The following is a 20902-nucleotide window of genomic DNA, read 5'->3' as shown; positions in this document are numbered from 1 at the left end:
CACAGTGGAAACCTGGATTGCCGAAGGTGCCAAAGGCCCCGCACAGGCCGAAGTGGATACCGCAATTGCGAATCGCAGTAATCACTGGTCATTCCAGCCGATTCGCAATCCCCAGCCGCCGGTGGTTGCCAATGCTCAGTGGGTAAAGAATCCGATTGATCAATTTGTTCTGCACAGGCTGGAACAGGAAAAGATTGCACCGTCGCCCGCAGCAGACAAAGTAACTTTGCTCCGTCGCGTAACGCTGGACCTGACTGGCCTGCCACCGACACCAGAAGAAGTGGCTGCGTTTGTGCAGGACAACAGACCCGATGCGTACCAGCGTGTGGTGGATCGCTTGTTGAAGTCGCCCCACTATGGCGAGATGCAGGCACGCTATTGGCTGGATGCGGCACGCTATGCCGATTCCAATGGCTTTTCGATTGATAGTGCCCGCACGATGTGGAAGTATCGCGATTGGGTGATTGATGCATTCAACCGCGATATGCCATTCAGCCAGTTTACCATCGAACAACTGGCTGGGGACTTATTACCGAATGCAACGCAAAGTCAGTTGATTGCCACCGGTTTTCATCGCAATACTCTTCGCAACGAAGAAGGTGGTGTCGACCAGGAACAGTTTCGCGTGGAAGCAATTGTGGATCGGGTGAACACCACCGGTACTGTCTGGCTGGGGCTGACGATTGGCTGCTGTCAGTGCCACGATCATAAGTTCGATCCGATTTCCCAACGGGAATATTACCAGTTCTATGCATTCTTCAACCAGTGCGATGAACCAAACCTGGCAGTAGAAACCGCGGAAACGCGTGCAGCCAAGAAGAAAATCCAAACTGCTATCCAGGCACTGGAACACGAATTGAAATATCTGGACAGCACCACATTGGATCGCGTGGAACAGTGGCGTGGGGAAATCGCCGACGAAGATCGTGATCGGCTGCCCAAAAACTTAATGCAACTGTTATTACTGCCGCCAAATGGCCGCACACCTAAACAGGAAGCCACCTTACTGGCCAGTTACCGCCAGAACGAACAACTCCGTTACATCCTGGGCAATACCAATGGCTGGTCGGCTTTAACCAATATTTCTCTGCTGCAAATACGCACCAGCATGTATGCGGAACTGGCAAGGCTGGAGAAGTTGAAACCACAGACGATCAACGCCTTGATCATGAAGGAACGTACCACACCAAGAAAGACCACCGTGCTGATTGGTGGGGATTTCACCCGCCCTGGCGTTGAAGTGGGAACTGGTTTTCCGAAAGTGTTGCCCGCTGGGAAAGAGAACAACAATCGCCTCGATCTGGCAAAATGGATTGTCGATCCGGCAAACCCACTGACGGCCCGCGTGGTGGTGAACCGGTACTGGCAGCAATTCTTTGGCCTGGGGCTGGTCGAAACGGAAAACGATTTTGGCACCCAGGGAACATTGCCATCCCACCCGGAACTTCTGGATTGGCTGGCTACCAGCTTTAAGCAGAATAACTGGTCGGTGAAGCAGATTCATCGCTTGATTGTTACTTCAGCCACCTATCAGCAATCCTCTGCAGTGCGGGAAGAACTGGCCACTAAAGATGCCCGCAATCTGTTCCTCGCACGCCAAAACCGCTTGCGTGTACCAGCAGAAACAGTGCGTGATATTGCCCTGGCGAGTGCAGGGTTGCTCAGCCGGGAAATCGGTGGACCCAGTGTCTTTCCCCCACAACCAGAAGGGGTGTATCGTTTTACGCAGGTGAACAAAAACTGGAAAGCAGACATCGGTGCAAAGCGGCATCGACGTGGCATGTATACGTTTTTCTGGCGATCAGCACCACACCCACAGTTAGTGGTGTTTGATGCACCCGAAGGTAACACCACCTGCACCCGACGAAATCGTTCGAACACTCCGTTGCAGGCACTGACCCTGCTGAATGATTCTGCATTTCTGGAATACGCCCAGGCACTTGCCGGGCGGATCAAAAATCACCCGTCTGATCGTTTGGAAGAGAAAATTGATTATGGGTTTCAACTGTGCCTGGCACGCACGCCGAATACGCGGGAACGTGCCCGCCTGATTCAATTTGTGGAAGAGCAACAAGCCTATTACGAAACCCAGGCAGCGGAAGCACAAAAACTATCGCCAGGCGATCCCACGCTGGCACCGTGGATTATGTTAAGCCGCGTGCTGCTGAATCTGGATGAAACCATTACCCGAGAATAATTGCCCACTTAGGAATTGATCATGCTTGATTTATTAAATAATACACGACGCCACTTTTTTCGCGACTGTGGGATTGGCTTGGGCAGTGCAGCACTGGCATCGTTGCTGGAACAATCTGCCGTTGCCGGACCTGCGAATCCACAGGCAGTGAAACCACCCCACCATACACCGAAGGCGAAGGCGGTTATCTTCCTGTTCATGGCAGGTGGGCCAAGCCAGTTTGAACTATTTGATCCTAAGCCAGAACTGCAGAAGTTTCATGGCAAGCCAATCCCGGAATCGTTTGTGAAGGGGAAACGCTTTGCGTTTATGAGCTCGTTTGCAAAAGACCGGCCGAAACTGCTGGGCACCAAACGAAAGTTTCAGAAATATGGCCAGACCGGCTCTTGGGTGTCGGATTGTTTTCCCAACTTCACACGGATTGTGGACGATGTCACATTTGTGCGAAGCATTGCTACCGATGTCTTCAACCACGGTCCTGCAAAACTGTTCTTCAATACTGGCTCCCCACAGTTCGGCCGACCGTCGATGGGTTCGTGGGTCACTTATGGCATCGGCAGCGAATCACAGGATCTGCCAGGCTTCGTGGTGTTGCAATCCGGCCCACGTGGCCCACGTGGAGGTGTGCTGAACTGGGGAAGTGGTTTTCTGCCAACCAGTCATCAGGGAGTGCCCTTCCGTGGTACCGGCGACCCGATCATCAATTTGTCGACCCCCAGCGGCATCAGTGCGAATCGGCAGCAATCGGTGATTGATGCGGTAAAGGATTTGAACAAAGAACGTTTCGATGCAACGAAAGATCCCGAGATTCAAACACGGATTGCTTCGTATGAAATGGCATATCGCATGCAGACCAGTGCACCGGAATTGATTGACCTGAGTAAGGAAAACAAGAAAACACTGGAAGCCTATGGGGCAAAACCAGGTGATTCTTCGTTCGCGAATAATTGTCTGTTGGCACGTCGCCTGGTAGAACGCGGGGTGCGTTTCGTGCAGTTGTACCACACCGACTGGGATCACCACGGTGATGCGGTGAATAATCTGGACAAAGGGTTGGACAAAGTGTGTCGCGATGTCGACCAGCCAATGACCGCACTGGTAGAAGATTTGAAACGCACTGGCCTGCTTGATTCCACTCTCGTCATCTGGGGTGGTGAATTTGGCCGCACGCCAATGGGTGAAGTTCGCAACACCGTGGGCAGAAACCACCACATTGATTCATTTACGATGTGGTTTACTGGTGGTGGCATCAAACGTGGTATCAGCATTGGCGAAACTGATGAGTTTGGTTTCAGCCCCACGGAAGATCGTGTGCACGTGCACGATATTCAAGCCACGGTGCTGCACCTGTTGGGGCTGGATCACAAAAAACTGACGTACCGTTTTCAGGGCAGGGATTTCCGTCTTACCGATGTCCATGGCCACCTGATCAACAAACTCATGGCATAATTCGACGATTTCGCCTACACTCTTATTGGAACCACATCTTCAGCTTCCCTTATTGCAAAGCGTGCAACCCGCATGATGAACAAAGAAGTATTGCAACGCATCCAGAATCTGGAACTTGCCGCCCGAAATACGGTGGAAGGGATGATGATTGGTTCCCACCGCAGCAGGCAACATGGCTTTGCAGTGGAGTTTGCGGAGCACCGCGAATATGTCCCAGGGGATGACATTCGCCATATCGATTGGAAAGTGTATGGCCGTAAGGAACGGTTCTACCTGAAGCAATACGAACTGGAAACCGATCTGGTGTGCTGGTTGCTGGTGGATTCCAGCGAATCGATGAAGTTTGGCAGCACCAGTTTGTCGAAGTATCAGTTGGCAAGCACTGCGGCGGCAGCACTCGGGCTGCTGACTATTCGCCAGACCGATGCGATGGGCCTGGGAACGTTCGACCACCAGTTGCGATCGTTCATCAAATCAGGTTCGCATGTGCCCCACTGGAAAGATTGCCTGCGAGTGCTGGTCGAGCACCCATCGGAATATCATTCCCAGATAGGCCAGGTGCTGCACGAATTTGCCAACCGCCTCTCGCGACGCGGTATTGTTGCTATCTTCAGTGATTTTTTTGATGAACCAGACGATATCTTTCTGGGTTTGAAGCATTTGCAGCACCAACGCCATGAAGTGATTATTTTTCATGTGCTGGATGCAGCGGAAATCGAATTCCCTTACCGCCAGACCACGTTGTTTCAGGGGATGGAGCAAGCGGCAGAACTATTGACCGATCCGTTGAGCATTCGAGAAAGCTACTTGCAGGAGTTTCAACGGTTTACCCGCACACTGCAATCGGGCTGTCGCGACCTGGGGATCGACTATGTGCTGCTACGCACCGATGATGATCTGGGCAAGCAGCTATCGAAATATCTCAGCGGACGTGCGATGCGCTGATTCGATTTTAAGCTGCTATTTTTTGGCAGGAGGATTCCAGATATATTTCATCAGTTCATAAATCTCTGGTTCTGCGGTCATTAATTCAGCACGATTGAATGGGAAAAAATCGTTCGAACCAAAATAGGCTTCGGTCATTTCCGCAAAAAACTCTTTATGGTTGGTCAGTGCGTAGTGCTTCACTTTCTTACCATTGAACAGTAAAGCTGTTTCCCCACGTCCACTTTTGCGGTATTGTTCGTATGCAGCAATAATTCGAGGTTCCTCAAAACTCAGCACCTGATCGTGGTAGGCGTGGGTTAATTCGTGCAGGATCACCCACGGTTGTTCCCGGGTATTCCGCACGGTGTGCAAGTCGGTTGCCCGTGGCAGGTGAACGCACTTTTCCAGATCAGGGGAGTATCCATTCGCTTTCAGCCACTGACGGCTGGGGTGGTATTGCATTGGCCGCAGATTGCCGTGCGACAGATCGAGCACAATGGTCACCTTCTGCATTTTGAGCCGTGCCGCTTCAGGCACCACCAGGATAATGTCTCGGAGTTTGGTTGTTAAAAAATGCTCACATCGCTCACGGAGAGCCTGTTGTTCTTTGGCATACAATCGCTCATCAATGCGAATATTCCACCCTTCGATGGTTACGGTGCGGTGTTTCTCCGGCAGATCAGCAGCCATTACAGCCGACGCCCACAGCAAAGGAAGTGTCACCAGGGCAAAAAAGGAAAAGAACGTTTGCAAGATAAAGTCCTCGAAGTCAGGTGGGTAGCATTCTGAAGAAACTCTCATTCTATCAGGAGCCGCACCAGTAATTTTCTGGTTTTTTCACACGCACGGGCTATAAATTTGCCCCCTAGTCCCGGGGTGCTATAATACGCTAGTGTTTTTAACGTTTTTTGGAGAGAATTGCATGCGGTATTTGTTTGGTTTGCTCGTTGCTGGTGTTGCTTTTACAGCACTGACGTTTTTAAGTGATCGCACCACGGCAGCTGAAAGTGAATCGATTGAATCGGTCATGAAGAAACTTTACAGCAAGAAAGGCATCTTCAAAACCATGAAAGCCAGCGTGGGTGAAGGTGGCAGCGATTGGGCAGTTTATGGCAAACAATCGAAAGACTACGTGAAGTTGGCCGATGCACTTTGCAAGTGCAAGCCGGAATTAGGCACTCAGGCTTCCTGGGACAAATTGACCAAGGAACACCTGGATGCCGCCAAAGCACTGGATCAGGCTTCTACCAAGAAAGACCTGGAAGCAGTGAAAAAGGCGTTAGCCACCCTGCAGGACACCTGCGAAGCTTGCCATGAAAATCACCGATAGGTGATCGACCTCTCCGCACCTCATTTCAGTATTGCCCGTTTCAATTATTGCCGAACGAAACATTGAATTAGGCAAACCTTTACTCTTTTGCTTTTAATTTTTTGCCTTTTTCTTCAAAGTATTCCAGCCACTTTACCATGATCTGGCTTTTTAAGTTCTTTTCCTTGCTGTATTCCTGTGGTGTTTTGCCCCAGTAGAAGCTCACCCAACCAGCGCAGTATTTTTCAGAAGCAACGATAAATGCATCTGTATGTTCCAGCGAACTTTTCAGGGGGAAAATCTCCTCAATAACCAATGGTTTATTAATGGCATACACCTTCAGTGCCGCAATCGATTCTTCCAGACTTTTCTTCTGATCGGGATAAAAGTGGATGCTGACGAAATCGAGATGTTTCGCCACGGGTGGTGCGTAAAAAATTGGCTTGGCCTGAGGGAAAACTGTTGCCCACGGAATGACCCCCACTGTGATCATATGGTGGGGGTCGATTTTGCGGATCGACTGGCAGAGTTTCCCCACCCAGGCTTCAGCAACTTCTTCGCGGGTGCGACCTTTCAGGTCCAGCGAGATGCGCTGCACAAACGATTTACCCGCCAATTCCCCTGTCACCCACTCGCGTTCCTGCTTGGCACCCGGCAGGATTGGTTCGTTCATCAGGTTATAACAAAAAATTGCGTTGCATTTATTGCAGATCTGGGCGATTGTCTGCCAGAACCGCACCTGAACCTCCCACCGATCTTTCTCGTTGAGTGCATCATACCACTTCGGTGTTTCCGCCTTGTGATAGCACGCCAGTCCAGTGATATCGAGGTAAAGCCTGGTTTTTTCAGCCAGTTTCACCAGTTTTTTCAACTGCCCCAGTTCCTTCTGGTTTGCTTCCGTGGCTGAAGACATGAACTTTCCAAGCTGCAGGTGGATGCGTACCAGGTTGATACCAAGCTCTTTCATTTCAGCAAAATCATCTACCACCGTGGTCCATTCCTGATGCCAATAGTCTTCTAACAACCTGCCTTGTTCATCGTGGTCGTAGTTGACGCCCCACACAACAAACTTCTTTTCAGACACTTTGCCAACAAAGTGTTGCTGATTTTGCGAAACCTGGATCAGTTCTAATTCCTGCGGTAATTTCTTTCCCAAAGGCGACTGCTCTTCTGCCAATGTGAATTGAGGTGAACAAATGCAAGAAGACAGAAGAAAAAGTACTTTGTAGGCTCGTTGTGCCATTGGTGAACCTCCTTGATGTGTTTCATGACCAGCCTACCGCACAAGTTGTCGCATTGCTACGGAAATAAATTTCTGGTTATTTATTTGCAACCCGCAAACGCGATCCGAGGCGAATGAACGGCTTTTCCACTGCATAGTACATCAATGCAGAGATGGGGGTAATGGCCACGATCGAAACCACTGCAAGGATCACAGCTACCACCAGAGCAGGCATCCCCTGACTTACCTGTCGGTTCCAGTAATCTGCCTGCATATGTAGAAAAATAAACGTCACCGGGTGCAGCAAATAAAAGCTGTAGGAAATTTTGCCGTAGAAACGAAACAGCTTCCAATCCAACCAGAATGCTACCCGGTCTACCTTGCCGTAAGCCAGCAAACTGACAATGCTGAACGTGGCAATCACTTCGACAAGCACGCTCCACTTCGAACCCATTCCCAAGCTGGTGCGTGCGGTAAAGAAAATTATTGTCCACCAGCAAATTGCCAGCACTGCAACTCTGCTGGAAAGTTTCTCGACTGCTCTTTTGCCAAAGTAGGGCACCGCCATGCCCGCGAGGAAGGCATAAATCGTTCCAATGGTAACAAAACCAGTATCCAGTAGCAGACCATCCCAGGTGGTGGTAAACGAAAGTCCTGCGAGTACAAACAACAGCAACAATAAGATCCACTCCCCAAATTGTCTTGCCAGAAAAAATGTCAGAACAATGACAGGTGTCGCGATCAATTCGAGTTGCAGACTCCACATCACCCCATTCATGCGTGTTTCCAGCAGAGTCATCGTTTTGACGATATTCACCCAGGTATACATTTCATCCGGTGCCCACGGTAATCGCAGGCCCCAGCCAAAATAGAGAACAACAAAGATCAACGTCATGCCGATCACTGCCGGATATAGCCGAATTAGCCTCCTGAGAAAGAAATACCCAATTTTTTTCGAATTGACCGGCTCAGAACGATTGAGAGAGAGGCGTAGCACAAATCCGCTCAACACAAAAAAGAGAATGACCGCACCATGACCGTTTGCCAATGCTCTCCAAAGGTGGGTTAGTACCCATTCAAACTTAGAATCGCGATGTCGATTGATATCTGCCAGGCCATAGGTATAGTTATTTTCAAGAATCCGCATTAACCCAATGTGAAGCAGGGCCACCAGCAATGCTGCTACGCCCCGTAGGGATTCTAATCTTGGCAGGAAAGTGGTCGCTGCTGCAGGTGACTTTTCGGTCATTAATTCTCTGTCCCTTCAGGGGGCTGCCAGTGTTCTTTCCGACGGGTATTCTGTCATAATATCGACCATTTACACGATTCAGTTCAATGAAGCATAGTGGGTCGAAATTTGGCCAATTCATTCACCAAAATCACCCATTTTATCGATTTGACAGCACAAGAGTTCAGTAGCTAAGTGCCAATTTCAAGATGATGGAGTCTCGCGGAACAATCCTGCTCTGCCGGAGGATGTGGCATGCTTTTGCCTTTGCAATTCAACTTCCCAACAGGTATAATAACAACTTGAACCGGACAACAATAACCGTGATTCTGGTTCAACTGAGAAGGTCACATGTCAGACTCCAAACGTCGCAGGACGACATCGTTAACGCCTGAACTTACGCGGATGGCGAATCTTACACAGTTGGATTTCGAGATTGATTTCTACTCAGGGATCCTCGAAAAACAGCCGGACAATCTGGATGTTCTTCGCGCGTATGCCAAAAATCTGGCGCTGGCAAAACGTCATCATGAAGGGGTGCATATTGATCAGCGGATTGCGATGCTGCTGCCGCGTGATGCCATTGTGCATTACAATCTGGCGTGCAGTTATGCCTTGACCAGCCAGATGGATTTTGCGCTGGATGCGTTGCGTCAGGCGATGGAACTGGGCTATCGCGACTTTAAGTTCATTCAGCGGGATGGGGATCTGGATCAACTGCGGAAAGACCCACGATTCTCCGATTTGTTGCGTGAATTTGAGGCACGAGTAAAAAGTTGAGTGGGCAATACCAGCATATGGATGCCGATCAAATCAATCTCGGGCCATTATTTTTACCCCCCGACCTGGGTGGGGCTCGCGAACAGGTGGTACAACGGGATCGTTCTCTGACCAACAAAGTGGTAGATTTACCCCAGATTCTGCGGCAACATCTTACCGATGCCTGCTACCTGGCGGTGGGCGGCTTCAGCAGCAACCGGATTCCCGTCGCCGCACTACACGAAATCCTGCGGATGAATCCGCAGGGGCTTGCATTTTCGGGCCACACCTCCACCCACGATTTTCAGATTCTTTGTGCGGGGAACCTCACCAACCGTGGGCAGTTACTTTCCAAAGTCGATATCGCCTACATTGTGGGCCTTGAAGCACGTGGGCTGTCTCCGCACGCACGCCGGGTTATTGAATCAGGCGAGGTGACCTTGTGCGAATGGACCAACTATTCATTAGCACTTCGTTATAAAGCAGCCGCCATGGGCGTGCCATTCCTGCCGTGCCGCACCATGCTAGGCACGGACACCCTGAAATACAGTGCTGCAAAAGTGATTTCCTGCCCGTTTACGGGTATTCCACTTGTGGTGGTCCCCGCACTGTTTCCCGATGTGGCAATCATCCACGTTCACGAAGCCGATATTTACGGAAATTGTGCCATTTTCGGACCCAGCGTGGCCGACATCGATCTCGCACGTGCAGCAAAAACGGTCATTATTACCTGCGAACGCCTGGTGCCCACCGATACGTTTCGCCAGAACCCCAACCGCACGGTAATTCCTTTTTTCTGTGTTGATGCGGTGTGCGAAGTGCCGTATGGTAGCTACCCTGGGAACATGCCAGGCGAATATTTCTCCGATGAAGACCACCTTCACCTGTGGTTGAAGGCGGAAAAAGATCCTGCTGAGTTTCAAAAATTTCTGGAAGATTACATTCTTGGCAGCACCGATTTTGAAGAATATCTTCGTAAGTGTGGTGGACTGAAAAACTTGCAGCGATTGCGACATCAGGAACTTCGTTTAGATACCGGCACGCCCAATTAACCATCGTGTCAACTAATGACATAACAATCAATGATTAATCAACTAAAAACAATCCCCGATCAGGATGAACTTGCCACGATGGAACGTGATCTGCACTTTCATCCGGTGATCAACCCCACGCCTCAAACCCTGACCGTGGATCAGGTAGAGCAGTTTAACCAATTGGGCTATTTAAAGCCGTTTCGAATATTCGACGACGTAACTATTGGCGAAATAAGAACTTACTTCGATGAATTACTGCAGCAGGAAATCGCACGGGGTGGGAATAGTTATTCGATCAGCACGGCCCACGCGCGTTTTGGCAAAGTCTACGACATCCTGACAAATCCAAAAATCGTGGCACTGGTTGCCGACTTGCTGGGTGAAAATGTGATTGCATGGGGATCGCACTTTTTCTGCAAAATGCCCCACGATGGGAAAATTGTTGCCTGGCACCAGGATGCCAGTTATTGGCCTTTGACACCGAGCAAAGCTGTGACTGTGTGGTTGGCTATTGACGATGCTGACCGTGAAAATGCCTGTATGCAGTATATCCCGGGTAGCCACCATTTTGGTCACTTAACTTATCAACTTAGTGAACATACTGAACTCCAGGTGCTGAACCAGACAGTACAAAATGTTGAACAATACGGCACACCGATTGATGTTGCTTTGCGTGCTGGGGAATGTTCGCTGCATTCCGATTTGTTGCTGCATGCATCCGAGGGAAATCAGTCCCCACGTCGACGGTGCGGGTTAACGTTACGATACTGTTCTGCAGATGTTGTTGCGGGGCTGAACTGGTACGAAAAGGGAATTTGGGTTCGAGGCTGTGCCACACCAAATACCTGGTCAAATCGACCACGTCCGGAAATTGATTAATAAAAACTCATTTTGACATGCTTCAGCCATTCGTGCGTGCACGTCTCGCTGCAATAAACGAGCGGATACACAGCAGTAAAAATAGCAGGCAAAGGCCGATCATCGCCGCACCTGAAATGGCTGACGCTTTTTTGAAGTCAAAGCCGGATCGTTGCAACGGCATAAAGCCACCAGCTGCACCAATCAAGCCCACCAGTGCGGCAAGGTGCATTACATGCTTTCGCAACTTCGGTGCGGCAAGCACAATCAATCCACAGAGAATCAGCACCCCACCGATACCTGCAGGAATCAGAGCAGTTTTCGACAATTTAGTTGGGTCGTTTTCACCCAGTAAATCAGGTTGGTAGTAACCAAGGCAGCCCACAGCAACCAACAAACTACCAATTACAATTGAAATCAACGGCATATGAAAATCTCCTCATTTATTAATAGTCAGCCACTCAGAAAATCAACTGGCAGCTTTTTCTGCCGGAGTGCGTTTGATTTTTGGCAGCATCGCAAATACGGGCAACATCAGCAGGCCCGCAGCGACATAGGGTAGAATGTGGGAAGAGTGTGCCTTGAAAAGGACAATTCCCACTACAGGTCCGAGAATACGGGCCAGAGCCGAAAATGCCTGATTCACACCCAACACCTCGCCTTGACGGTTCGGGTCAGAGCGAATGGAAATCAATGCTTGTACAGATGGCGTTAGAAATGCAAAACCAACCACGCCCACTGCAAGTGCCACAAAAAACAGCAATTGGCGGGCGGGTGCGGCCTGCCACACAGCAACCGTTGCAAGAAACAGTAATCCCACAAACATGAAGACCAGCCCTAGTTGCATCATCCGCACTTCGAACAGTTTTTTCACCATCCGGCGGTACAACAACCCCTGGGTCAACATCAGCACAAAGCCCACATAGGCAAAAATCCAGAAGTTATCGCGGATGTCGTAGCCAAAATCGCCAGTAAGCAGCGCCAATGTACTTTCGAACTTGGCAAAGCCAAATGTGGCAAGGAAGAAAATAAGCACCAAAAGCCCCACGGTGGGGGTTTTCAGTGTGTTGAACATACCTTTGGTATCGATCCAGCCACGTCTTGCAGAATGATTGCCGAATTTTCTTGTTTCCGGCAACATCCGCAATCCCATCAATAACGCAATGAACGACAGGCCCGCAGCAAAATAACCTGTTAACTCCAGATTGTTGGGCATGATTGCCAGCGCGACACCAGCAATGATCGGTCCGATGGTGAAGCCCACACCAAAGGCGATACCAATCATTGCCATACCGTGAGAACGTTTTTCTTTTGGTGTGCAATCTGCAATCACCGCTTGGGCGGTTGAAATTGTGGCTCCGGCAATACCTGCACCAAAGCGGGAAACAAACATTAATATCAGGGCGAGTTGTGGCTTTGTGGCAATCAACGTGCATGCCACACCAAAAAGGATGTAGAAGACGACAGAACCTACCAGACCGATCAGCAACACTGGCCGGCGGCCGATTCGATCCGAAACCTGTCCCCACAACGGGGCGACGAGAAACTGCATCAATGAAAAGACTGAAAGCACCCCGCCGATGATCAGGCCGTGCCACTGTGTAGCAACGGCTGCGGTGGTCAATAACTGTTCCGAAATGCGAGGCAGTAACGGGAGTACAATGCCAAAGCCTAGAAGGTCAATCAAGACCACGAAAAAGACAATGAACATCGCAGAACGGGCTTTTTTCCGGTCGTTATCCGGTGGCTGGGAATCAGAAGTCATAGTTTGTCAAGGATGAATCGTTCGGTAGGCCACGTGAAATAATTACCTATTTGGTATACGAACTATGGCTGGGAACGGATTCTTCAGAACCAAAATTGAGCAAACTGAAAGACTTAAGGATTCACAAAATTGGGATCCACTTTTTTGGTTGGGCCTTTGCTGGCAGAAGCAGGCACATCAAACTTTTTGTCCGAAATGCTTTCTTTTGGCAAATCTTCAGCAATTTCATAACGAGCAAAGAGCACTTTGATGGTCGCTTCGGTAGATTCTTCGCCTGGCTTGGGAGCATCAGGTGGGGCATCGGGATCAAAACCTTCAATGGCGATGATCGTTGGCCCACCGATAAAGCCTGCTCCCCCTTCGGAGCTGGTATCAAACTTCCCATTAATGATGTTGGCGTAGCCAGTAACACCCTCATTTCCTTTCGAGGAATCGGGGATGAAATAAATCTTCCCTTTTGGTACAGGCTTTCCATCAAAGACAACAGTCCCGGATATGCGGTACGTGCCATTGTTGTTACAGCCGTTCGTAGCGGCAAGTAACAGCACAACAGCGAAGATACGCGGACAATAGCTTTTTAAATATTGGTACATCGAGTTACTCTTGATGTCTCCAGTAGAGAGGAAAAGTTTTGGTTAGTCGAGGCCTAGTTATCAAAAGCGAACACTTCGCCCGAGTTAATGCTGGCAGATGCTTTGTAGATGTTCAGCGCAATTGAAGAACGAATGAATCGTACCGAACCATCACCCAAAGCAAAGTTACACCCACCAGTGTGGTGGCTCGCCATACTGATGTGGTTAAAATTGTTTGAACCGTTGTAATTAGTTGAATTAATCGGATAAGTCACGCACTTGGTTGCACCACTGCCACCATTGTTCCCACGAATCCAGCTTCGGTAATCGTTCGTTTGCCCTGTAGGAAGATTAATCGAACGCTCTCCTACCATAATGGTATTTGTCAAGCCATCGGTCACATCAGTTAATCGAATGCGGTATTTTGTTGTAATACTACCTGTGGTATCCCGATATTGTGTCAGCATCCCATGACCGGAAAACGCACCATTGGTTGCACCATTTCCGACTCGGTAGGTGTAAGTTACTCCGTTCACGACATTCGGTGCGTTATCAATCAGATCTCCAGGCCCCATTATCCCATAGTAGTGGGTAGATGGGTTATTTGTTGTGCCAGCATTAGGATCTCTGTACTTTGAAGGATCTGGACCAGAAGGACAGTAGATCGACTTTACAACTTGCATCCCAACTGCAGTTCCGTTTGCAGCGTTGTTATGTGCAAGATCAAAATTGTAAAGCCGATAGATATTATCTTGCTCTATGTAAGGCAAAGTGTGAACTATCCAACTGGTACCTGCAAAAAAACCTGTTGTACAGTTGGAATTGCTGCGCGGACACACCTGTTCTTCAGCACCTGGGGGCAATGCACCATTTGCATCGTGGAATGCATGAAGAGCGATACCCAACTGTTTTAAATTGTTGGTGCACTTGGCACGGTTTGCTGCTTCCCGAACTTTCTGTACGGCGGGCAACAGCAAACCAATCAGAATTGCGATAATCGCAATGACAACTAGCAGCTCAATCAAAGTGAAGGCTGCTCTTTTCCGGAGAGTGGAAAACATAGGAAAGAACTCCCAAAGTTAAATAAGTACATCACACAAAGATGTGTATTTTCTCTTATACACCGTTCTCGTAACCAACTACAAGAGAGTTTTTCCAGAAGTTTCAAAAATGAGAAGAATCGTTGAATTTTTAATGAAACTTTCTCACGCCTTTGGTGTTAGATCCGCGTTCGTTTGACACTCACACCTGGATAAACGATTGCATTCAACTGATCGCCCAATTGAAACCGTTTTATCGGGTTAGTTTCCCGTTTTTGGCAGGTTTCAGGCACCGCAGGGTATACAATAAGGCCTTATCAAGGAGTTAATCAATGAACTTGCAAGGAAAAAGAATTGCAGTTTTTGTGGAGCAGCAATACCAGGAACTGGAAGTATGGTACCCCTACTATCGCCTGAAAGAAGCGGGGGCAACCGTGCACCTGGTGGGGCCGGAATCCGGCACGAATTACCCAAGTAAGCTGGGCTATCCTGCCAAGAGCGAAATTGCTGCAAGTGCTTTATCTGTAAGTGATTACGACGGCCTTGTCATTCCTGGCGGCTTCGCACCCGATTACATCCGCCGCGTCCCAGCGTTAATTCAATTTGTGCAGGGAATGCACGATGCAGGGAAACCGATTGCTGCAATTTGCCACGGTCCATGGGTGCTTTGCAGCACCACTGCCCTGCGTGGAAAAACTGCCACCTGCTTCTTTGCGATCAAAGACGATGTTGTCAATGCAGGTGCCACCTATGTGGATCAGGAAACCGTTGTTGATGGCAATCTGGTGACTGCCAGGAAGCCAGACGATCTCCCCGCGTTCACAGTAGCATTCATGAAATTATTGTCATAATTCGTCATGCATGCTTTTATTTGAGCCTTAATTTTCTCTGGTGGACAAATTTTCCTGTTTTTGGGAATAATCCCCACCAGATCTGGATCATGTTTGAGCCAACTGATGATGGGTGGGGCTTATATATTCAAAAGGTTGTCAGGATGTCTGAGCACGCGAAACCGATGCCGAACAAAGATTTGTGGATTGTCATTGCTGCCTACAACGAATCGAAGCGAATCGGCAATACTATTGCTGGTCTGCAACAGCACGGCTACCGCAACATTGTTGTGGTCGACGACGGCTCGGCTGATGACACCTACTTGAGTGCTAAGTCCTTTGGAATTCATACCTTACGGCATGTGCTCAATTGTGGTCAGGGTGCCGCACTGCAAACTGGGATTCAGTACGCATTGCGGCAAGGTGCCCATTATATCTGCACGTTCGATGCTGATGGCCAGCACGCAGCCAATGAAATCCCCCAGGTGCTTGAGCCGGTGCTGCAAAAACGCGTCGATGTCACACTTGGCTCGCGGTTTTTGGGTGCCACAGAAAACATCCCACTGAGCAGAAAACTGGTTCTGAAAGGTGGGGTGATTTTCACCCGTGTATTTTCTCGTGTGAAGGTTACCGATGCCCACAATGGTTTTCGGGTGCTTTCCCGAAATGCGGCAGAAAAGATCCGAATTCGACAGAATCGCATGGCCCACGCTTCGGAAATCCTGGACGAAATCCGCACACACGACTTACGGTTTGAAGAAGTGCCAGTGACGATTCGTTACAATGCGGACACATTGGCGAAAGGCCAGAGTTCCTGGAATGCGTTTCGGATTGTCGCCCAGTTGGTGATGGGGAGGCTTGTTGGGTGAACCTATTTCAATGGATTGCTTTACCCACTTTAAGTCTGCTGTTCATCTGGGATTGTGTGGCGCTGATACGCAGTGCCCCACGCCTGCGGTTGGACCGAGTGATTCGTTGCCTTATTTGGTTCCTGGCAGCAGTTGCGGTGCGTTCACCTGATATTACTGTGCGACTGGCGAACAGCGTCGGTATCTCTCGAGGAACCGACTTAGTCCTGTATCTGTTCGTGTTTGCTTCGATCGGAACTGCTTTTCACTTTTACGGGCGAATCGTAAAACTGGAACGCCAGATTACAGATCTGATCCGGCACATTGCAATCAATAACGCTGAGAATCAGCCCACTGACCATCTTCCTATCCCAACAAGCCAGAATCCAGAGCATACTTGATTTTCTGCCAGGCGGCCCCCAGCTTGCCACGTGCAGCATCCTGAACCACGCAAAACGCCAAATTCATGAGAATTATTCTCATATGCTCTGCCACGGTGGCAGCATTTTCCATCCCCACCGCTCGTAATTGTGGGATGCGAAGCTTATAAAATCGCACCTCTTCTTCAAATCGTAATAAGCTGGCAGTGTAAATGTTGGTGGCATTCACCTGATGTCGACGATACTGGTAACCCGCGTCTGGAATGCTAACCAGGTGCTTGCCCTGCAACAGCAATCGCGTGGTAAACTCGTGATCCAGCACCATTTTCCATATGGGATCGAAGCGATTACCAGTCAGCATTGACTTACGGTAACAGATTGTGGGGCACATGATAAAATTGCCACGAAACAGTGCTTTTAAGCCAGCCTGACCGGTAAGTTTCCCCACGCGGTTGCGATAAGGCCGCAGCACATATTTGAACAGGTCCGGTGCGGAAAAGCACTTCTGATTTTGATCATTGATGATTTCCGCATTACAGTATAACGCTGCCGCATCGGGATTCCGGTGGGCATATCGACGCATCATGCCCACATAATTGGGCAGCAGGCGGTCATCACCATGCAACAAGGTGACCAATTCCGTTTCCGCCAGGTCGAGGCACCTGCTCCAGTTGCGAGCCATTCCCACGTTCTGTTCGTTGCGGTAATACCGCACCTGGGGATGATTGAGCGCCTCGATTTCTGTTTGAGCAGATTCCGGGCCTGCATCATCAACAATAATCAAATGCCAATCAGAATCTTGCTGCTGTAACACACTGAGCACCGCTTGCAGCAAATAATCCCTACCTTTGTAGTAAGGAATAGCAATTGTCAGGCAGGGTAGTTGACTCATTCCAGTGGTTTCCTGCCGTAAACCATCCCAATAGACGGTTTTTGCCAAATGCGTGATTCTACCCAGCAGTAAGGAATGCCCGCAAACGCTGCCATCGCACCGGCAGCACGTTTTGCAATGGCAGAAAGTTTCCCACCGCTGTGAAAATGGGTGGTTGCCGCACCTGGCACAGCAGACAGACCAAAGCAGCCCGCATTCATCCAGAGCGTATCTGCCTGTAAGTTAATATCTAGAAAGGAGTTACGATGAAGAGCCCCTGTGAGCCCCTTTTGCGAAGCCAGCGACAGGTGCCTGGGGATTTCCGTTGCTGCCACCCAGCGGTTTCCAAACATATGTGCGTTTGCACCATCGATTAAAGGCGTGGTAATCACTGCCCAACCACCGGGGCGAAGCAATAAATGAATGGTTTCTAAGAATTCGTGAATATCAGGCACATGCTCAATCACCTGGAAAGCGGTAATCAGATCAAAACTATTTGGGCGAAAGGAGTTACGAAGCCCTGGGATATCAGTACAGACGGCAGGTATTTTCAAGGTGGATGCCACGTAGTCGACAGCGGACTGCTCAAAATCCATCCCTGTCACCTTTAAACCAAGATTCTGGTACGATTTCAGCCGCAGCCCACTGCCACACCCCACATCAAGCATTGTGGCATCCGGTCGGTAGAGCAATCCGGTCTGGCGTAAAATTGCTCGGGCCTGTCCTTCATATTGCGGAAGAAAAAAGCAGGTGTATTCCAGTTTGGAAAGGAGTTGTCGCAGGGAGCCCTGTTCTGACTTACCGCTGCCAAAAGTATACACAGGCGGGTAAAAACTAGCGATATCTTCTAACTTTGGGAACGGATCCAGCACCCCACTGCCACATTGGGAGCATCGTCGCCAGTTCCAACTGCCTTGCACATGGTTCAGACGATCCTGTAAGTCATTAAGATAGGGCTCTGTTTCCACTGACCCGCAATACAAACACGGCTGCTGCATTTGCCTAAGTTCCATCAGAAAGGGATGTTATAACAAGCAGCTTCCGAACGGGAATGAAAAAAGCCTGCAAACCACATGGATTTACAGGCTGATGTTGAAAAGAGATCGTAACTTTACGCCGAATTATTCGAACGATTGAACTTCGCCACCGTTACGGCTGGCAACTGCGGAGTAGACAACAGGGTTGATGCTGTTGCTGACAAACTTCACAGAACCATCACCCAGTGCAAAGTTAGCACCATTGGTGTGGTAACTGCCGAAGCTGGCATTCGATTCTTCACCTGTTTGCAGGTTCAAGCGGAACGTGGCATCCATAATGCGGAGTTGGTTACCACCAGTTCTAAAGCCGTTACAGCCGCCGTTATCATTCCCGCCAACCCATGCAGGGTAAACACCATCACCGACGTTACTCGTGTGTAAGTTTTGGCTACGGCCAATTTCGCCAACCACCACCGTATTGCTGAGACCGTCGGTAACGTCTGCGAAGCGAACAACCCAGTTGTTTACGTTATCATTCGAATACAGCAGAATCCCGTTTTGCAGAGATCCCTTTGCAGATGCACAACCGTTCCAAGAACCTGTCCAGCCAACTCGGTTTCCTGAGTTACCTGCGTAATCCGACTTTGCGTAACCTCCATTATCCCGTTCGGGCAATGAACTGCTCGGACAAACAAACGAAGAGACTACACGAGAAGGAGCACCAGCAAAGTTGTTAACTTTCCCGTTAATTTCACTTGCTGCGATTCCATCGATGTTTTGACCGGCAAGATTATTGAAAAAGTTGTTAGGAATCCCATCATTGGGAGGATTGTAGAAATTAACAGTATCGGCATTCATCAAATTGAGAATGTTATCTTGCTCCATTTGTGCAAGAATACGCACTCGCCACGACCAACTACGGCCGTCATCATCGGGAGCACCCAGTGGGAAACGTCCGTTAACATCTTGATAGTTGTGCAGTGCCAAGCCGATCTGTTTCAAATTGTTCGAACATTTTGAGCGATTGGCAGCTTCGCGTACTTTCTGTACTGCGGGAAGCAACAAGCCAATCAAAATTGCGATAATCGCAATAACCACCAACAATTCAATCAGGGTAAAACCACCCCGCGTGCGAGAGAGAGGTCGCATCGGTAAAACTCCTCAACAGAAATTGACCGTGATCTAAGCCGTCAACAAGAATAAGAGATGACGATGAAGCGTGATCACTCAACATTATTCTACACTAGTATACCAATTCGATCAACTGAAAAGCACTTGAAATCTTCAAATTGTTCATTAATATACATTAATAAACATCACCAATAGCCGCTCTTGATATTAGCATTCCTTCATTTTGCTTGCGTTTATTCGAATAATTCGCGTCGAATATGATAGAATGGTGAGAAGTATCCATTTTTTGATGGCAATTCGCTCATCAACATGAAAGTGTTTCATTGTTACTACGATGCTGGCAGCTTGGCGCGTTCCTATACCAAGCATGATGAGTAGTGAACAAACACAAACTGATCCAACAACAGATGCCATTGCTGGCTGCCTGATAGGCGCTGCGGTGGCTGATGCGATTGGCCTTCCTTATGAGGGGCTTTCCCCACGTCGTGCAGTTCGGTTGTTCCCAAATTTGGATCGGCACCACTTTTTTCTTGGCCGGGGGATGTTTTCGGACGATACCGAACATGCCATTCTGGTGGGGCAGGCGTTACTTGCGTGCCATGGGGAAATCAAACGCTATCCGTTAGCGTTGGCAACCAGACTCAAACGCTGGTTCTTTGGAATGCCGGCTGGGATAGGTCTGGCAACGCTGAAATCGTGTATCCGTTTGTGGATTGGCTTCAGCCCCAGATCAAGTGGGGTGTTTTCTGCTGGCAACGGTCCCTGCATGCGGGCACCACTGCTGGGCGTTATGTATGGGAATCAACCGGAACTACTGGAACAATTTCTTAAGATCACCACAGAAATTACACACACAGACCCAAAAGCACTGTGGGCAAGTCGTACGATCGCACAAGCTGCATGGCAAAGTTACCTTCATCGCCATAACCAGCTAGATCATAATCACTTACGACAATCTTTCTGCGACGCTGTCCCGCACGAAGGTGCGGAGTTTCGACTGCTTCTGGAACAGGTTTTTGATTCATTAGAAAAAAATGAGACAACAGAAGAGTTTGCACACCGACTGATGCGGGGAAAAGGTGTTTCGGGATACGTTTTCCACACGGTACCGGTGGTGCTGCATGCCTGGCTTCGCTTTCCCAAAGATTTTCTCAGCACCATCACCACACTGATCCGATGTGGGGGCGATGTGGATACCACGTGTGCAATTGCAGGATCCATCGTGGGTTGTGCAGTTGGCCCAAATGGCATCCCAGAGCAGTGGCAGGCAAAAATGGCAGAATGGCCACGTAACATTTTGTGGCTGAAGAAGTTAGCTCACCGTCTGGGGGTAATGCTTACCGATAAAAACTCCCCCACCAGCATGTTAAAAGCCAATCCGTCTGGCATTCTGGCCCGCAACCTGCTCTTCATGTGTGTGGTGCTGTTTCATGGATTTCGAAGAATGTTCCCACCGTACTGAACTGAATTGAGATTTTCGTTTGCAGAATCAGAACTCCGTACAA

The 20902-nt window shown here is 49.2% G+C and carries 21 protein-coding genes; 11 read left to right on the top strand and 10 right to left on the bottom strand.

Annotated elements, in window-relative coordinates; translation table 11 throughout:
- The 3 genes from R3B84_22100 to R3B84_22090 form a co-directional block, all read left to right on the top strand.
- Positions 1-2197: DUF1549 and DUF1553 domain-containing protein (locus R3B84_22100; GenBank protein ID MEZ6143268.1), on the top strand; the 2197-nt coding region annotated here is incomplete at its 5' end.
- A gap of 21 nt (positions 2198-2218) precedes the next feature.
- Positions 2219-3646: a DUF1501 domain-containing protein gene (locus R3B84_22095; GenBank protein MEZ6143267.1), complete on the top strand. Its 1428-nt coding sequence runs from the start codon at positions 2219-2221 to the stop codon at positions 3644-3646.
- Between the two features lie 72 nt (positions 3647-3718).
- A complete protein-coding gene (locus tag R3B84_22090) occupies positions 3719-4591 on the top strand; it encodes a DUF58 domain-containing protein (protein ID MEZ6143266.1) in 873 nt (290 codons plus the stop codon).
- Between the two features lie 15 nt (positions 4592-4606).
- On the opposite strand, the gene R3B84_22085 is transcribed toward R3B84_22090, so the two are convergent.
- On the bottom strand, positions 4607-5326 hold the full coding sequence (locus R3B84_22085) for a hypothetical protein (protein ID MEZ6143265.1): 720 nt from the start codon (positions 5324-5326) through the stop codon (positions 4607-4609).
- A gap of 169 nt (positions 5327-5495) precedes the next feature.
- On the opposite strand from R3B84_22085, the gene R3B84_22080 reads away from it, so the two are divergent.
- The gene (locus R3B84_22080) at positions 5496-5903 is read left to right on the top strand and encodes a cytochrome c (protein ID MEZ6143264.1); all 408 of its coding nucleotides are present in this window, start codon (positions 5496-5498) and stop codon (positions 5901-5903) included.
- A 79-nt stretch (positions 5904-5982) separates the two neighbouring features.
- Here R3B84_22080 and R3B84_22075 read toward each other — a convergent pair whose 3' ends face one another.
- Both R3B84_22075 and R3B84_22070 read right to left on the bottom strand, forming a co-directional pair.
- On the bottom strand, positions 5983-7125 hold the full coding sequence (locus R3B84_22075) for a cellulase family glycosylhydrolase (protein ID MEZ6143263.1): 1143 nt from the start codon (positions 7123-7125) through the stop codon (positions 5983-5985).
- A gap of 76 nt (positions 7126-7201) precedes the next feature.
- A complete protein-coding gene (locus R3B84_22070) occupies positions 7202-8353 on the bottom strand; it encodes an acyltransferase (GenBank protein MEZ6143262.1) in 1152 nt (383 codons plus the stop codon).
- 330 nt (positions 8354-8683) lie between these two features.
- Here R3B84_22070 and R3B84_22065 point away from each other — a divergent pair, with 330 nt between their 5' ends.
- Genes R3B84_22065 through R3B84_22055 form a run of 3 tightly spaced genes read left to right on the top strand, consistent with a single transcriptional unit; the run spans position 8684 to position 11004 of the window.
- Positions 8684-9112: a hypothetical protein gene (locus R3B84_22065; protein ID MEZ6143261.1), complete on the top strand. Its 429-nt coding sequence runs from the start codon at positions 8684-8686 to the stop codon at positions 9110-9112.
- Entirely contained in the window at positions 9109-10143 is a 1035-nt protein-coding gene (locus tag R3B84_22060) for a CoA-transferase (GenBank protein ID MEZ6143260.1), read from the top strand. Before R3B84_22065 ends, R3B84_22060 begins: the two co-directional genes overlap by 4 nt.
- Before the next feature lie 30 nt (positions 10144-10173).
- Positions 10174-11004 (top strand): phytanoyl-CoA dioxygenase family protein, encoded by an 831-nt coding sequence (locus tag R3B84_22055; protein MEZ6143259.1) that lies wholly within the window; start codon positions 10174-10176, stop codon positions 11002-11004.
- Between the two features lie 22 nt (positions 11005-11026).
- Here the strand turns inward: R3B84_22055 and R3B84_22050 are convergent, their stop codons facing one another.
- The 4 genes from R3B84_22050 to R3B84_22035 form a co-directional block, all read right to left on the bottom strand.
- Positions 11027-11410 (bottom strand): hypothetical protein, encoded by a 384-nt coding sequence (locus R3B84_22050; protein ID MEZ6143258.1) that lies wholly within the window; start codon positions 11408-11410, stop codon positions 11027-11029.
- A gap of 42 nt (positions 11411-11452) precedes the next feature.
- On the bottom strand, positions 11453-12748 hold the full coding sequence (locus R3B84_22045; protein ID MEZ6143257.1) for an MFS transporter: 1296 nt from the start codon (positions 12746-12748) through the stop codon (positions 11453-11455).
- Between the two features lie 113 nt (positions 12749-12861).
- Positions 12862-13341: a hypothetical protein gene (locus R3B84_22040; protein ID MEZ6143256.1), complete on the bottom strand. Its 480-nt coding sequence runs from the start codon at positions 13339-13341 to the stop codon at positions 12862-12864.
- A 53-nt stretch (positions 13342-13394) separates the two neighbouring features.
- A complete protein-coding gene (locus R3B84_22035) occupies positions 13395-14381 on the bottom strand; it encodes a DUF1559 domain-containing protein (GenBank protein ID MEZ6143255.1) in 987 nt (328 codons plus the stop codon).
- 311 nt (positions 14382-14692) lie between these two features.
- On the opposite strand from R3B84_22035, the gene R3B84_22030 reads away from it, so the two are divergent.
- From R3B84_22030 to R3B84_22020, 3 genes are all read left to right on the top strand, one after another.
- Positions 14693-15211, top strand: coding sequence for a type 1 glutamine amidotransferase domain-containing protein (locus tag R3B84_22030; GenBank protein MEZ6143254.1), 519 nt, complete (start codon positions 14693-14695; stop codon positions 15209-15211).
- A 143-nt stretch (positions 15212-15354) separates the two neighbouring features.
- Positions 15355-16059 carry a glycosyltransferase family 2 protein gene (locus R3B84_22025; GenBank protein ID MEZ6143253.1) on the top strand — a complete coding sequence of 235 codons (705 nt, stop codon included), beginning with the start codon at positions 15355-15357 and terminating at the stop codon, positions 16057-16059.
- The gene (locus tag R3B84_22020) at positions 16056-16439 is read left to right on the top strand and encodes a DUF2304 domain-containing protein (protein ID MEZ6143252.1); all 384 of its coding nucleotides are present in this window, start codon (positions 16056-16058) and stop codon (positions 16437-16439) included. Before R3B84_22025 ends, R3B84_22020 begins: the two co-directional genes overlap by 4 nt.
- Here R3B84_22020 and R3B84_22015 read toward each other — a convergent pair.
- The 3 genes from R3B84_22015 to R3B84_22005 all read right to left on the bottom strand — a co-directional run bounded on the left by R3B84_22015 (position 16405) and on the right by R3B84_22005 (position 19415).
- A complete protein-coding gene (locus tag R3B84_22015) occupies positions 16405-17310 on the bottom strand; it encodes a glycosyltransferase family 2 protein (GenBank protein MEZ6143251.1) in 906 nt (301 codons plus the stop codon). The two genes, R3B84_22020 and R3B84_22015, sit on opposite strands and share 35 nt — an antisense overlap.
- Positions 17307-18287: a class I SAM-dependent methyltransferase gene (locus R3B84_22010; GenBank protein ID MEZ6143250.1), complete on the bottom strand. Its 981-nt coding sequence runs from the start codon at positions 18285-18287 to the stop codon at positions 17307-17309. Before R3B84_22010 ends, R3B84_22015 begins: the two co-directional genes overlap by 4 nt.
- 123 nt (positions 18288-18410) lie before the next feature.
- The gene (locus tag R3B84_22005) at positions 18411-19415 is read right to left on the bottom strand and encodes a DUF1559 domain-containing protein (GenBank protein ID MEZ6143249.1); all 1005 of its coding nucleotides are present in this window, start codon (positions 19413-19415) and stop codon (positions 18411-18413) included.
- Between the two features lie 316 nt (positions 19416-19731).
- Here R3B84_22005 and R3B84_22000 point away from each other — a divergent pair, with 316 nt between their 5' ends.
- Positions 19732-20859, top strand: a complete 1128-nt coding sequence (locus tag R3B84_22000; protein MEZ6143248.1) for an ADP-ribosylglycohydrolase family protein — start codon at positions 19732-19734, stop codon at positions 20857-20859.
- Positions 20860-20902: the final 43 nt, after the last annotated feature.

The organism is Zavarzinella sp. (assembly GCA_041399155.1).
GTDB lineage: Bacteria > Planctomycetota > Planctomycetia > Gemmatales > Gemmataceae > JAWKTI01.
This window is presented reverse-complemented; position numbering and strand designations above follow the sequence as displayed.